Genomic DNA, 14460 nt, shown 5'->3' with positions numbered 1-14460 from the left:
GTGTTGCGGAAAAATGTTTGCTACACTCTTCCTCCGCGAGGGCACAGAATTTGAGCGACGGGCTGAAGGGCCGGAGATTGTTGATCCGTGGCCTTCAACCTTCCTTGATCGGGCCGTCGGCTTGAGAACCGCCCAGGACTGCTCGCCACCCTTTGGGCGGAGCCGCGCGCTCTTCTTTGGCGGCGCATTTTGAAGGAGAGGGTGTCCGCGCTCGCGTTGGCATCGAGCTTGGTGCCACCCATATAGACGAAACCCGTGGTCATGAGATGAGGAGGCCAGCACCGAGCCCACTCCATGAATTTGAACTCGTCGTTTGAGCTGCTGCCGGTTTGATGGACACCGAGATTAGGTGTTTCATGAAGCCGGAGGTGGGCGATGAAGAGACGGAAGTTCAGTCGCGAGTTCAAGATCGAGGCGGTCAAGCTGGTTAGGGAGCGTGGGGTGTCGGTGGCGCAGGCCGGGCGCGACCTGGATGTTCATGAGAACGTTCTGCGCAAATGGGTGAAAGAGTTCGGCTCCGATCCGGTGCAGGCCTTTCCCGGCCACGGGCAGATGAAGCCGGAGCAGCAGGAGATCGAGCGGTTGCGCCGTGAGGTCGCCAGGTTGAAGGCCGAGCGGGATATCCTAAAAAAGGCCGCAGCCTTCTTCGCGAAGGAAGCGACATGAAGTTCGTCTTCATCGCGAAGCACCGGGCGATCTGGCCGGTGGCATGGCTATGCGATGCGCTGGGGGTGTCGCGGTCGGGCTTCCATGCCTGGCTGAATCGCTCGCCCAGCGCCAGATCCCGCAGCGACGAAGAGCTCGGCGGCAAGGTGAAGGCCAGCTTCATGGCGAGCGACCGCACCTATGGTGCGCGCCGGGTGTGGCGTGATCTGCTCGCCGATGGGGCGGACTGTGGCCTGCACCAAATCGAACGGCTGATGCGCCTGCAAGGCTTGCGGGCGCGGCCGCGACGCCGGCGCTTGCCGAAGGACAGCGGCGATCGACAGCTCGAGACCGTGCCGGCGAACCTCCTTGACCGGCAGTTCGCCGCCGAGCGGCCGAACCAGAAGTGGATCGCCGACTTTACGTATCTCTGGACGGCCGAGGGCTGGCTCTACGTCGCAGCGGTGATCGACCTGTTCTCACGCCGGGTGGTGGGTTGGTCGATGAGCGCCGCCATGACAGCTCAGTTGGTAACCGATGCCCTGCTGATGGCCGTCTGGCGACGCGGCAAGCCGGACACCCTGTTGCACCACTCCGACCAGGGCAGTCAGGGCGGATTCAAACGGTCGTCGCAACACCAGTTGTTTCCACTCATGACAGCAACTCGTCAAGCGCCTCCGCCGGCGTTTTCCAGCCCAGTGCCTTTCTCGGTCGGGCATTGAGGGCCGCTGCCACGGCGTATATCTCGTCGGCGCTGTGGATGGTCAGGTCTGTGCCTTTCGGGAAGTACTGCCGCAGCAACCCGTTGGTGTTCTCGTTAGTGCCGCGCTGCCAAGGGCTTTGCGGGTCGCAGAAGTAGACCTGGATACCCGCATCGATCTTGAGACGATCGTGCTGAGCCATTTCGGCTCCCTGATCCCAGGTCAGCGAACGACGCAATTCTTCGGGCAAGGTGATGATGGTGCGCGTGATCGCGTCGCGCACGGCTTCGGCCCCGTGTCCCGCGAGCGCAGGCCCGTTCTTCGCGCGCGGAGCTTCGCCATGCCCCGCCAACCGGGGAAGGTGCAACAGCATCGTGAAGCGCGTCGTGCGCTCGACCAGCGTGCCGATTGCGGAACTGCCAAGACCGAGGATAAGGTCTCCCTCCCAATGTCCCGGCACCGCTCGATCGGCCGCTTCAGCAGGGCGCTCACTAATCATGATCTCCGGCGAGACAAAGCCCTTGCCTCGCCTGCGTACGCGCGCCCTGGGCATCCGTAACACACGCCCTGTTCGCAAGTAGGCGGTCAGTTCGCGGCGCAACGCCCCACGGCCTTGGACGAAGAGTGCTTGATAGATGGCTTCGTGGCTGATGCGCATCGTCTTGTCGTCCGGGAAGTCGATCGGCAAGCGTCGGGCAATCTGCTCAGGGCTCCAGGCCTTGGCCCATCGCCGATCCTTGCGCGGGCCATGCCGGCGGCCCTTCCACGGAACGGCGGGACCAGGAACGGGAGCGCCGCTCGGGGCCACGACGACACCGGCAAGTCGCTCTTCCACATAAGTGCGCAAGGTGACGTTGAGCGCAAGCTTGGTCGGTTTGGGGCGACGGGCCGATCGATCTGCATGCCACTGGGCAGTCGTCGCCCGATACTCCAACCCGCCGCTGCGGGTGGCCGCATTGCGCCGCAGTTCGCGGGAGATTGTCGAGGCAGCCCGCCCGAGGCAGCGCCCAATCTCCTGTATGGAATGGCCCTGCACCTTGAGAAGTGCGATCTCCTCGCGCTCTACCAATGACAGGTACCGGCCAGAGAGCGGCTTTGCCGAAAATCTGAACATCGCTGGTGGCATGCCGCCCGCCTTTCGGAACAATCTGGTTCCGACAGGTTGTGACATTCCAGCTTCGAGCGCAGCATCCTCGCTGCTTAGCCCCGTGGCGATCGCTCGCCAGAATCTATTTTGTTCATCGCGCCCTGCAACAGGCGGCCGTCCTGGCGATGGCAATGGCGCTCGTCCTGACCGTGCTGATCGCCGCTTTCGAATGTTCATCGCAACCTCCAACTTCAGAGTGTTGCGACGACCGTTTGAATCCGCCCAGTACACCAGTGAGCAGTTCCAGCGCTTGATGGCCGATCACGGCATTCTCTGCAGCATGAGCCGTTCCGGCAACGTCTGGGACAACGCAGCGATGGAGAGCTTCTTCTCGTCGCTCAAGACCGAACGGACCGCCAACAAGATCTACCGAACCAGAGACGAGGCACGCGCCGATGTGTTCGACTATATCGAAAGATTTTACAACACGATCCGCAGGCACTCGACCATCGGGTATCTCAGCCCGGTTGAGTTCGAGCGCAAGGTGGGATTAGCTTAACCCGGTGTCCATCAAACCGGCAGCAGCTCAGTTTTCTTGGGAGCTCTTGAAGAGGCCGGCTTGGCCGACGAAGGGCTCGCGCGCAGCTATAGCGGCGCCGGACTGGGGTTCGCATAAGCCCAGGTCGCCAGCCGAGACAGATCCACTCCATGCGCCGCCAGCAACTCGTGCGGAGTTGCTCCATAAACCGGAAAGTCCTTATATCGAAGTCGCTACAAACGAAGGTGTTCATGACAAATGTTTTCCGCTACTGGATCGTGCTTCCCATGGTTGTCGTCATGGCTCTTCGTGCCGGCGAGGCCTATGCGAGAGACCGCCGCACGGTCGCCGAACCTGTTGCGCCGGGCTCTGTCTGCGCCCGCCTGGCGCCCTCTCGCAAGGATGATACGGCTAGGCTGCAAGACGCCATTGCACATTGCCCTGCTGGCGCAGCGGTCTATTTGGCGGGTGGGGCATTCCTGTCAGGTCCCCTCGAGATGAGATCCGGCGTAACGCTCTGGATCGAGCGCGGTGCAACGCTTTTTGCCCTCGCCGACCCGGCTGCCTATGACAAGGGCGTGGGACGCTGTGGTCGTATCGATGGGAAGGGCGACGGATGCCGCCCCTTCATCAGCTTTTCCAAAACGCGCGGCGGCGGTATCTATGGTGGCGGCATTATCGATGGCCAGGGCGGCACGCCCATGGTCGGCAGCGTCGAAACTTGGTGGCAGTTGGCCCGGCGCGCGCAGACCGAGGGAGGCAACCAGAACGTCCCCCGCCTGGTCCAGATCGATCATGCCGAGGACATTACCTTTCACGGCATCACGTTGCGCAATGCGCCCAATTTCCACGTGGCGATGAATCGGGTCGAAGGTGCCACCTTTTGGGCCATCACCATCGATGCACCAGCCGACGCGCGCAACACCGACGGCATCGACCCAGGCGCCAGTCAGGATGTGACCATCACCCGCAGCTTTATCCGCACCGGAGACGATAATGTGGCAATCAAGGCCGGCAACAATGGTCCCACTCGCCACATCTCCATCATCGATAACTATTTCGGCTGGGGCCATGGCATGTCGATCGGCAGCGAGGTGAACTCGGGTGTCAGCGACATACTGGTGCGCGGGCTGACCCTGGACGGCACGACGTCGGGCTTGCGCATCAAGAGCGATGTCAGCCGGGGCGGTGTCGTGGAGCGGGTGACCTATGAGAATGTGTACCTGCGGGGCAATCGATGGCCGATCAATTTCGATGCTCGCTACGATCCCCACGCGCACGGCAGCAGCATTCCAGTCTATCGCGAGATCGTTCTGCGGCATGTGCGTGGAGGGGAGGGGGCGCTGGTAATGCGTGGGCTGGATCGGGACCATGTCCTAGGGATTACACTGGATGACGTGCGATTTGCCGATAGCGCGACCTGGCAGGTAGAAAATGCAGATACGACAGCTTCCGGAGTTTGGCCGCCTTTTCCGGGTCGCGCTGAGGTACCGGCGTGTCGTCCATGGGAGGGGTGTGCAAGCAGCCCTAGCCGGTAAGCAGAACCACAACGATTGGGAGCCGAATCCCGCATGAAGGCCGTCGTGACAACTTCAGAACCATGCCCGGCGAGCCCGGAAGATTTGCTCGCCGGCTGAAACGGGCCAGCCCCGGATGGCTCTGCTTCGAGAGCGCACTTTCCGTGTTTCGAGGCGACCAAGACGGAATGAGCTACGAACAAAAAGCTTGAACCGTACGTAGCGTCAGGTTGTAGAACAGAAATTCGATGGGGCTACCTAGCAACGGTCAACTAGCTATGAGGGCGCGTACGCGATCAAACCGGCATTAGGAGCAGGTAACCGGAAGTTGACCGCGACCGCCCTGCAGAGCTGAAACATGCGATAAAATACGTTCAAACCCACGTTAGTGCAGCTGGCGTAGTATCACAGAATGGGTAAGTACACGCACTTTAGGAGCTTCATCGCCGTAGGCCGTTGCTCTCAAAAGATCGGACGGGACTATTACTGCTCAGGAGTTTTCCAGTCGCGCGACAGCGGCGCGATGGAGCGCCACAGCTTCCGTTGCATGCTGATCGCTCTGGGCGGTGAGAGCGAGAGTATCGTTGTGGTTCGTGAGAGCCATTGTGTTCGTGGCTGGATCGATCGGATTGCAATTCATAAGGGCAACCACGAAGCTTTGAGGAAGGCGGATAGCATCGCCGCACTGCGGCAGGACTATCGCATTATTAATTTGAGCGACCGGTCTGAGAAGGTGGGCCATGAAGCGAATAAAGCGTGGAGGCCTAACTTTTTACCTGGTCGCATCAAGTACATCCGCAACCAACGATTTCGGTTTCCCAACTACAGTGAACCCATCACCGCTGTGCGTAGCCGAACCTTCTGCAGTTGCCCGGCAAGGCGAATTCGCCGGGGGCATGGATCCATCAATTGGACCAATGTCGCGACATGGCTCGGCGTCATCGTTTTTAGTCTCGCCGCATGGTCGGCCATCATCTTTCTCACCCTTTCATCAGCAAGTCTGCTGTTCCAACGATGAACCGAATGGGCCAGCTGACGCATCGGATCGTCCCAATTCGCTCGTCAGTTTTCAAATCGCGTTGGTTGCAAGATACAATAGGTTTTGCTCGCCGCACCTCAATGAGACTTCGAGATGGATGCGCAGTCGATTGCAGAGCAATGCCTTGGTATTTTGAGCCAAGAACGGATCGGCATTGATTTTGCGACCAAGTTGCCCTTCTCCGTATGATGGGCGCGGGCTAAACGCACATGCACCCCCCGTGTCGGTAGGCAATACAGCTTGGCAAGTCTAGAGCAGGGGTCGAGCGAAGAGCTGCGCCCCGGAGCTGCGTGTTTAGGGCGATTGTGAGCACGGATTGCCGTTGTGATGACATGACATCGCGCACTGTCGACGCTTGCTAGGAACCAAGCTAACAGATATTGAGCGCCGATTTGTCGAAAGACGTCTCTCCGAGGAGCAATCGAACTTTGAGCGAACAGTTCAGCCTCGCTGACATGTATGCCGGAGGATGGTGCAACGTGAGGTTGATGATTCGGTCGGACTCCGCGGCTGACGCTCGGCACTGTGTTTTGCACTGCTATGCGAAGACCTCCTTCCCAATGGTGGGTTAAGATACGTCCATGCTCGGCCAGCCTTTCGATCCCAGATCGCGTAGCTAACGCACGCCTAGAAGGATTTAGCTGCGCCCTCGCTCGACCCCGGTCGAAGAGTCCCGGTCAAACGAGCTCACACTGCGGCTATTTGATTTCCCTGGCTGGCTCCTTCGGCCGATTTTGCTGCGAACCGATGATCATTGGGACAAGCATGGCCCAGAACCGAGAGGACAGCGTGATCCTATTCATGGTCAGCGTCCTTCCGCGACTTCCTACGTACTCATAACCTACGTTCGCGATGAGCCCGAGAGGTCGAAAAACCGCTGTTTAAGTTGGTACGGTCAGCGCGGAATTCGCAGTGCAGTGCCACGTAGTAGAAATGCGCAGTAGACAGCCGCTGTCTGAGCCTGGCGAGATCACGGTGGCTGCCGGACCCGGCACGAGTAGCCATCTCGCGTTCGAGGAATCGAATAGCCGCATCGAACCGTGAGACCGCGAGCCTTGGCGCATTCTCGCGCCCCTCCTTCCGCGTGCGGCGCCCAGCAGCACAGCAGCAATCCGCTGGCAATGTTTTGCCCGGCGCGCGCACTTAGCCCAGCCGCATCATCGCATTCGTCGGCGCATGGGTGTTGAAGCGTCATCAGCATAAGGTCATCGGCAAGCAAATCGATCGTGGGCTGCCGTCTCGCGGACAGACTAGGCAACTCCATGATTAGACGGATGCGAGCGAGGAGTGCATCGAAAGGCCGCCCCATCTGACCTGGGGAAGTCCTAACTGCTCGTCAGAGACTGACGCGTAGGTGTCGTCTATACGAGCTCCCAACTTTGGTTCGATGTTGCGCTCGCCGTTCATGTAGCGGCGAAATGTGCGCTCGTCGTTGTCACAGCAAAAGATGGCGCGGTCTTAAGCGCCCATTTCTCGCATGGACTTGAGTTTGTCTTGTCGGGTAGGCAATTTGAATAACTCGAACACGTGCAACCTCTTGTCTGATTGCGGTTGCCGGCACAAGCCTTCAGCTTCCTACTGACAGCCTGCGAGGCTCGCTCTTGTCTACGAGGTCGACGTTCATAGCCGCCTCAGGATGGTAGTCCGAAGATCGGGAGCTGCTATCTATTAGGCGCGTATTGCAGGCTACAGAGGTTGCAGCGCAGTCACCCCGACCTCGTCCTCGCAGGACGTCGTTCCGCCTTTTCGGCGGATCCGCTGAATTGCTAATTGATCATGCGATCGCCTCCTCCCGGGTCCATCGGAACTCGCTTCCATCTGCCCAGATCCGATGCATCACGATCGCTAATTTTCGTGCGACCGCTACGACTGCGCGGCGAAGACCGCGTCGCTTGGCCACGTTTACACCCCAGGCTTTCAACGCAGACCAACGCTGGGTACGGGTTAGAAGTGCAAGCGCTGCCTGATAAAGTGTGGTCCTGAGCATCACATCTCCGCATCTCGAAATCGCACCATTCCGATCGGTTTCCCCAGATGCATATTTGCGTGGCGTGAGGGCGAGATGCGCGCCAACGTCGCGGGAACGTTGAAAGCGATCTGGGTCATCAATGGTTGTTAGAAAAGTGATTGCCGTCAGTGCACCCACGCCTGGTATCGTCATGAGACGCTGACACGTCGGTTCGCGGCGCACTATTTCAAGTACCATCTTGTGTAGGACGCCGTACTGTTCACGCAGCGCGGCTCGAGCCACAAGCATTGGACGTAGCATCACCGCGAGCCGTGGATGGCCATCAGTGAGTTCATTGGTTTGCTGCTCAAACGTCGCTTGAGATATGCGGCCAGACAGCTTTAAGCCGAAGATACGTAAGACGCCCCGAATTTCGTTCTCGATATCGATCTGCTTGATCAAAAGCGTCTTGCGATTATTCAGGAGCATTCGTAGCTCCTGGCTCACATCACCCTTGATATGAACAACGGTGTACCAGCCAACCCGCATTACCTGTGCAATGGCGCGAGCGTCGTTCCGATCGGTCTTAACGGGCATTGTCTTGGTCACCCCACGCAGCCTTCGGGGATCGATGCAGACTGCGTGTAGACCGGCAGCACGTAATTCGCTGTACAGCCAACGAGCGAGACCACCAATCTCAATCCCGATCTTAGTGATGTGCAATCCGCTTTCGTTGAGCCAGGCGACAATAGCCTCCGGCTCAGAAAGTGCTTTGCCTTCGCGAATGACGACGCCATTCTCGTCTACAACACAGATAGCCGTCTCCTTAGGGAAACATCCGGACCAACATAGTGCTTCATATTCGCGCTCCTGCTGCCGCCGGCTCACCGGCTTCCCTTCCAGGCTGAGCCCTTCGAGCAGCAACCGCAGTCACCCCATCTATCCTGCATCAGGTGCTCCATTCCGCCACCGGATATATGGCTCCGATCGAGGTGGAGCTAAAGCCGCTTAAATCCCGTCCGCTTTTTCCTGGGAGATCACTCCCGCGGGCCAGAGAGCCACATGTGTTGAACCGACCTTCGTCGCCGATATCGAGCATGCGATGTCACCTCAGAAGCTCTCTTAAGGGCGAGTTCGTTCAAAGGAAAGTAGTGACACAAAGGCTCTTGCTGAGGCGCGAATCAGCTTGTTGCTGCGTTTGACCAGCAGATCGCGAAAACACGGATTTCGTGAAGGCAAGCAGTTCTGGGTCGATGGCTCTGAAAATCCACCGAATGGAAGGGTAGATTGCATCGCGCTTATTCCGCATTATTTATGTCCCCTTTGCTACGTTCTCTCCGCCAAGTTTGATAATGCTGCAGTTTTAGCAAACTGGCAGCGGCCACGGTTGCGGACTCGCCAGGAACCTCCTAGCCTCAAACGAGGCCGCTCGCGAGGCCGTCGATCGATTCGCAGATCGCGTTGAAGCCTTGGCTTCGTCTCGCATTAACACTGCTTCCATGTAGAAGGTTCGACTTAATCTTACAGCATGGCTGAACTGGCGGGGATTGGAGCTGCGGGCGAGCAGGAGCGCTCACCCCGAAAGGGCGCTCCCGCGCAGCCCGCAGCGTCTTGCACAGGAGAGACGCCACCATGCCGCAAGAGCAGAAGGTTATTCGCGCAAAGGTCGGAATGCTGGAACTGGCCAAGCAGCTCGGCAATATCAGCCAGGCCGCCGGATGATGGGCTATAGCCGCGACAGCTTCTACCGATTCAAGGAGCTGTACGACAAAGGTGGCGAGCTGGCGCTGATCGAGATCAGCCGCAAGAAGCCGATCCTGAAGAACCGCGTCGCGCCCGAGATCGAGCCGGCGGTCGTCGAGCTGGCGATCGAGCAGCCGGCCTGGGGTCAGGTGCGGGTCAGCAATGAACTCCGGAGCCGGGGCCTGTCGATCTCACCGTTCGGCGCGCGGGCGGTGTGGCTGCGTCACGACCTCGCCAACGTCAAGAAACGGCTGAAGGCGCTGGAGGCCAAGATGGCCCAGGACGGCCTGGTACTGACCGAGGCGCAGCTCTCGCGTTGGAAAAGGCCAGGTCCGAGAAGGAGGCGAATGGCGAGTTCGAGAGCGCGTGCCCCGGCTACTGAGGCGCCCAGGACACCTTCTATGTCGGCAATATGAAGGGGGTCGGGCGCATATATCAGCAGATCTTCATCGACACCTACAGCAAGGTGGCATTCGCCAAGCTGTATGACCGCAAAACGCCGATCACGACGGCGGAGCTGTTGAACGACCACGTCGTGCCGTTCTTCGACAGGCATGGCATCCCGCTGAGCCAGATCCTGACTGACCGCGGCACCGAGTATTGCGGCAACCCGGAGCATCACGAGTACGAGCTGTACCTTGCCGTCGAGGACATCGATCACACCCGCACGAAAACCAAGAGCCCGCAGGCCAACCGGATTTGCGAGCGCTTCCATCGCACCGTGCTCGAGGAGTTCTACCGCGTCGCGTTCCGCAAGATGCTCTATCCGAGCATCGTCTCGCTGTAGGGTGATCTCGATGAATGGGTCACCGCCTATAATGAAACGCGCCCACATCAGGGCCGCTGGTGCTACGGCAAGACGCCGATGCAGACGTTGCTTGACGCGCGCCCCTTGGGGAGGGTGTGGGGAAGAGCCGCCCACCGGAAATCCAGCCGAGTGCGAGTCCCCGTCAGCGTGCAAGAAAGTGCGGCTCCGAGAGGTGCAAAACCAGAAAGTTGCGCTGATTTCCTATCGGGATGATTGGTTTGGCAGCCAATCCGTATCACTCGCGAAGAACTCCTTGCGCGACCATTGCGTGGCTTCGCTCTTGGTGAGCTGATGGGAGTAGGGCTCTCGGACTTTAGGATTGGCGCCGATGCCGGTGGATTTGTATTCCGCATAATAGGCCGTCTTCAGTGTGTCGGTTTTGCCGGGAGTCCATTCGCGCCAACCTTCCGCGATAACCGGCGCATTCATCTTCGTGAACAAGAAAACTACCGTAGCGTAAGGGCGCCAAGCCCGGCCAAGGGCAATGTCCCGCGCGGGATCGGCGGTGAGGGTGCAATGATCGAATACATAGGCACTGTCTTCGTCGGGCGATCCTTTGCTCTGTGCGGTATACACAACCGCCTGATTGGCGATGCCGTGTAACTCACAGTGCTGGAAGTAGGCCTTGGCGTTGCCGAATATGAAATCGACATGTCCCTCGATGTAGCAGTCGGAGAAGTATTGCCGCGACATTCGGCCGTTCGGCCCCTTATTTGCAAATAGTGTGTCCTGTGCCCCGAGCAGTCGGACGCGGGTGATAACGTCCTTATCGCCAGTGATGGAAAGCGCCACCGCCTGCGAAGGCAAATTCTCCGGATGCTGGGAGTAGTCGTTTTGAACGGTCAAATTGTCGAGCCGGAAGTCGTCGCCTGATGCGTCCAGCGTCGCCGAATGAGAGGTTCCACCCACATTGATCGCCCCGTCGCCGTAGACAACAATCGTGTCAGCCGGCTTCTTGCCCATGCCCCTAATATGAACACCAGGTTTGATGACTTTGACCTTCTCGCGATAGGTGCCCGGCGCGATCAGAATATCGCCGCCTTGCGTCGGTAATGCGTCTATGGCCTCCTGCACCGACTGATAAGCCTTCTTATCGGAGTGCGAGACCAAAAGTGGCTCAGCGTATGCTCCAGACAGACGGAAGCATCCGGCCAGCACGGCAGCGGAAATCGTGAAAATTCGCATAATGGCCTCACTCTGAGTAGAGCTAGCTGCGGATTTTATGCGATACGTGCCCAGAATGGTACTCTGAGCGTGGTGCTCGTCTGAACCCACCGGTCAAAGCGGCGTCCGCTATCAAATTCGAATTTTTTTCTATAGAGGCACGTTCACGCCTAACCCGCACATGGAAGCTCGTCCTACAACGCCTTCATGCGCTTCGTCTCCTAGATCTCTATCCTCCAGAGTTAGCCTTAAGTATGGCCGCCCTGCCGCGGTTGCTTCCGGAGCGATCGGCAACCGCAACGCCCAGCTCTGCTCCTTCAAGCTCCCCATGATCTGCTCTTCCGAAGGGCGGATGCACGCTGACTGTCGAAGTCGCGACATGCCGCCGCGAAACGGAAAATCTTCAAGATAGATCAGCATCCAGCGGCTTGGCACGCCTCTTGAAAGGGAAGAAGCCGTTCGGTTCGCCTGTACAAGGAATGCAGTGATGGCTTACAAGATTATCGCCTCCCAGTGCACCGTCTGTGGCGCATGTGAGTTCGAATGTCCCAATGCCGCAATCACGCTCAAGAACGACACGTACATGATCGATGCGAAGAAGTGCACCGAATGTGATGAGCATTTCGACACGCCGCAATGCGCTGCCGTCTGTCCGATATCCGATACCTGCGTGCCGGCATAGAGGGGGATTCCGATGAGCTCGTGCCACGATTGACACTTCAGCCTTCCTGATCGGGTGCCTGATTGGCCTAGTGGCCGGCCCCGAGCGGCGGGTAGAGTAAGTGGAGGGGCTGTGGCAAAGCTGGCACGCAGTAGCCGTATTGGAAATCCTGACTGTATTCCTTCGGGCGGAGGATTGAACGCAGGCTTTACGCGAGACGGTGGGCCAGCGTTCGTCCGATCTACGTCGACGAACATCGATATGGATTCGAGACGCTTATCGAGTCCGACAAGCCGTCAAGGGGCCATCGGAAACACCGTCCGCTTCATCTGGCAAAAGAAGGACGAGCCCTCCTGGATTCTCGAGTGCTGTCTGGAGGCCTTTGCAGGCTAGCCATGACCCGAGCCGCGTCAACTACCAGAGATCGGCTGACAGGACCTCTATTCGTACTCGGCGCGGAAGCCGAAGAGGTCCCTATCTTCGGACTCCATGAGATCGATCGGGAAGTTCTCACGACATACGAGAAAGTCCCTTGGGTGAGGGGGCGATACTGAAAGGGGGACGAGCCGGCGGAGAGCCATCAGAGCAGCAAGATCATCGTCGCCGCCGTGTTCGATTCGGTCTCCGTTGCCACCACCTCACAGAACGAATTGATCAGGATGGCAACGAGGGTACGCACAATGTGCGCATCGCCGTCGCCGATAAAGGTGAGCACCAATCGCGCCTTCATGCCACGAATTGTGGTGGTGAGCCGGACCCGGCTCACGCAGTCCTGGCACTGGTCGACCGGTCGAGTGCTACTTCGGGCAGACCCGTCGCGTACCGCACTGTTCCGCGGCAGTGCGTAGGAAAAGGCGCGTGCAAAGCCACATGTGGACCGCGCCGCTGTTTTGTTTTGAACAAAAACAAACGAGAAAGTCTTTAGACATCTCAGATGTCGGGTTTGGGACAACGGTCCATCTGGCCGCGCGCAAGCGCTATCTACTTACAAATGTGCTGATTCTTGCGCTCAGGCCAGGTGGCACGCTCGTTGCAAAACCCTTGGCCTAGAGCCCTCATCACAACAGGAAACCTTCGAAGGATATCAGCATGAGTCTCGCCAGGACGGAGAGTGTCAAGGCCCGCAATAAGAAACTTATCGAGGAAGTGCTGAAGGTCTATCCCGAGAAGACCGCGAAGAGGCGCGCCAAGCACCTCAATGTGCATGAGGAAGGCAGGTCCGATTGTGGCGTCAAGTCCAACCTAAAATCCATCCCTGGCGTGATGACGATCCGTGGCTGCGCTTATGCGGGCTCGAAGGGCGTGGTCTGGGGACCGATCAAAGACATGATCCACATCAGCCATGGTCCGGTCGGCTGCGGCCAGTACTCGTGGGGCTCGCGGCGCAACTATTACGTCGGCACGACGGGCATTGATACTTTCGTGACGTTGCAGTTCACCTCCGATTTCCAGGAAAAGGATATCGTGTTCGGCGGCGACAAGAAGCTTGCGAAGATCATCGACGAGATCCAGGAGCTGTTCCCGCTCAACAACGGCATCACCATCCAGTCGGAATGCCCGATCGGTCTGATCGGCGACGATATCGAGGCGGTGTCTAGGCTGAAGTCGAAGGAATATGGCGGCAAGACCATCGTGCCAGTCCGTTGCGAAGGCTTTCGTGGTGTGTCGCAGTCGCTCGGGCATCACATCGCGAACGACGCTGTGCGGGACTGGGTGTTCGACAAGGCCACGCCCGAGGGCAAATCGACGTTTGAGGCGACTCCCTACGACGTCGCGATTATCGGCGACTATAATATCGGCGGTGACGCCTGGTCATCCCGGATCCTACTTGAGGAAATGGGCCTACGCGTGATCGCGCAGTGGTCCGGCGACGGTTCGCTGGCCGAGCTCGAGGCAACGCCGAAAGCGAAGCTCAATGTGCTGCACTGCTACCGGTCGATGAACTACATCTCGCGCCACATGGAGGAGAAGTACGGCATTCCGTGGTGCGAATATAATTTCTTCGGGCCCTCGAAGATCGTGGAGTCGCTGCGCAAGATCGCCGGCTATTTCGATGACAAAATCAAGGAGGGCGCCGAGCGGGTGATTGCGAAATATCAGCCACTGGTGGACGCGGTGATCGCAAAATATCGCCCGCGCCTGGAAGGCAAGACCGTGATGCTTTTCGTCGGTGGTCTTCGTCCGCGTCATGTGATCGGCGCTTATGAGGACCTTGGCATGGAGGTCGTGGGCACCGGTTACGAGTTCGGCCACAATGACGACTATCAGCGCACCGCCCAGCATTATGTGAAAGACGGCACGCTAATCTACGACGACGTCACCGGATACGAGTTCGAGCGTTTCGTCGAGAAGATGCAGCCGGACCTGGTCGGCTCCGGCATCAAGGAAAAATATGTGTTCCAGAAAATGGGTGTGCCGTTCCGGCAGATGCACTCGTGGGACTATTCGGGTCCGTATCACGGCTATGACGGGTTTGCGATTTTCGCGCGCGACATGGACATGGCCATTAACTCGCCGATCTGGAAGAAGACCAAAGCGCCCTGGAAGGACGTCGCCAAGCCGAAGCTTCTGGCTGCGGAATAACCTGCCTGTCCGGCTCTCCGCCTCAT

General features: G+C 58.7%; 8 protein-coding genes and 4 pseudogenes. 8 read left to right on the top strand and 4 right to left on the bottom strand.

The window, feature by feature from the left end; genetic code table 11:
- Window positions 1-375: 375 nt before the first annotated feature.
- Window positions 376-1256: pseudogene (locus tag RX331_RS27165) on the top strand (IS3 family transposase); the annotation flags it as partial.
- Window positions 1257-1296: 40 nt separating this feature from the next.
- On the opposite strand, the gene RX331_RS27160 reads toward RX331_RS27165, so the two are convergent.
- A complete protein-coding gene (locus RX331_RS27160) occupies window positions 1297-2670 on the bottom strand; it encodes an IS30 family transposase (RefSeq protein ID WP_317252705.1) in 1374 nt (457 codons plus the stop codon).
- Window positions 2671-2713: 43 nt separating this feature from the next.
- Between RX331_RS27160 and RX331_RS27155 the strand changes: the two are divergent.
- The 3 genes and pseudogenes from RX331_RS27155 to RX331_RS27145 all read left to right on the top strand — a co-directional run.
- Window positions 2714-2992, top strand: a pseudogene (locus RX331_RS27155) (IS3 family transposase); the annotation flags it as partial.
- A gap of 230 nt (window positions 2993-3222) precedes the next feature.
- Window positions 3223-4509: a glycoside hydrolase family 28 protein gene (locus tag RX331_RS27150; RefSeq protein WP_317252704.1), complete on the top strand. Its 1287-nt coding sequence runs from the start codon at window positions 3223-3225 to the stop codon at window positions 4507-4509.
- Window positions 4510-4900: 391 nt separating this feature from the next.
- Window positions 4901-5506 (top strand): hypothetical protein, encoded by a 606-nt coding sequence (locus RX331_RS27145; protein ID WP_317252703.1) that lies wholly within the window; start codon window positions 4901-4903, stop codon window positions 5504-5506.
- A gap of 1795 nt (window positions 5507-7301) precedes the next feature.
- Here RX331_RS27145 and RX331_RS27140 read toward each other — a convergent pair.
- A pseudogene (locus RX331_RS27140) lies at window positions 7302-8335 on the bottom strand (IS110 family transposase).
- A gap of 772 nt (window positions 8336-9107) precedes the next feature.
- On the opposite strand from RX331_RS27140, the pseudogene RX331_RS27135 reads away from it, so the two are divergent.
- Window positions 9108-10239 (top strand): annotated as a pseudogene (locus RX331_RS27135) (IS481 family transposase).
- Here the strand turns inward: RX331_RS27135 and RX331_RS27130 are convergent.
- Window positions 10228-11211 (bottom strand): pectinesterase family protein, encoded by a 984-nt coding sequence (locus RX331_RS27130; protein ID WP_317252702.1) that lies wholly within the window; start codon window positions 11209-11211, stop codon window positions 10228-10230. The pseudogene RX331_RS27135 and the gene RX331_RS27130 sit on opposite strands and share 12 nt — an antisense overlap.
- Before the next feature lie 466 nt (window positions 11212-11677).
- Between RX331_RS27130 and RX331_RS27125 the strand changes: the two genes are divergently transcribed.
- Window positions 11678-11872: a 4Fe-4S dicluster domain-containing protein gene (locus RX331_RS27125; RefSeq protein ID WP_317252701.1), complete on the top strand. Its 195-nt coding sequence runs from the start codon at window positions 11678-11680 to the stop codon at window positions 11870-11872.
- Window positions 11873-12431: 559 nt separating this feature from the next.
- Here the strand turns inward: RX331_RS27125 and RX331_RS27120 are convergent.
- Complete coding sequence (locus RX331_RS27120) at window positions 12432-12581, bottom strand: hypothetical protein (protein WP_317252700.1); 150 nt, start codon at window positions 12579-12581, stop codon at window positions 12432-12434.
- A 128-nt stretch (window positions 12582-12709) separates the two neighbouring features.
- Between RX331_RS27120 and RX331_RS27115 the strand changes: the two genes are divergently transcribed.
- A complete protein-coding gene (locus RX331_RS27115) occupies window positions 12710-12901 on the top strand; it encodes a hypothetical protein (RefSeq protein WP_317252699.1) in 192 nt (63 codons plus the stop codon).
- Window positions 12902-12940: 39 nt separating this feature from the next.
- Window positions 12941-14434 carry a nitrogenase molybdenum-iron protein alpha chain gene (gene nifD, locus RX331_RS27110; protein ID WP_317252698.1) on the top strand — a complete coding sequence of 498 codons (1494 nt, stop codon included), beginning with the start codon at window positions 12941-12943 and terminating at the stop codon, window positions 14432-14434.
- Window positions 14435-14460: the final 26 nt, after the last annotated feature.

The sequence above is a fragment of the Bradyrhizobium sp. BWA-3-5 genome, from assembly GCF_032917985.1.
Classification (GTDB): domain Bacteria; phylum Pseudomonadota; class Alphaproteobacteria; order Rhizobiales; family Xanthobacteraceae; genus Bradyrhizobium.
This window is presented reverse-complemented; position numbering and strand designations above follow the sequence as displayed.

Bases quoted from the DNA above. Each gene is read 5' to 3' on its own strand.
- RX331_RS27160 (WP_317252705.1), bottom strand. From the start codon at position 2,670: ATGAACATTCGAAAGCGGCGATCAGCACGGTCAGGACGAGCGCCATTG.
- RX331_RS27150 (WP_317252704.1), top strand. From the start codon at position 3,223: ATGACAAATGTTTTCCGCTACTGGATCGTGCTTCCCATGGTTGTCGTC.
- RX331_RS27145 (WP_317252703.1), top strand. From the start codon at position 4,901: ATGGGTAAGTACACGCACTTTAGGAGCTTCATCGCCGTAGGCCGTTGC.
- RX331_RS27130 (WP_317252702.1), bottom strand. From the start codon at position 11,211: ATGCGAATTTTCACGATTTCCGCTGCCGTGCTGGCCGGATGCTTCCGT.
- RX331_RS27125 (WP_317252701.1), top strand. From the start codon at position 11,678: ATGGCTTACAAGATTATCGCCTCCCAGTGCACCGTCTGTGGCGCATGT.
- RX331_RS27120 (WP_317252700.1), bottom strand. From the start codon at position 12,581: ATGAAGGCGCGATTGGTGCTCACCTTTATCGGCGACGGCGATGCGCAC.
- nifD (WP_317252698.1), top strand. From the start codon at position 12,941: ATGAGTCTCGCCAGGACGGAGAGTGTCAAGGCCCGCAATAAGAAACTT.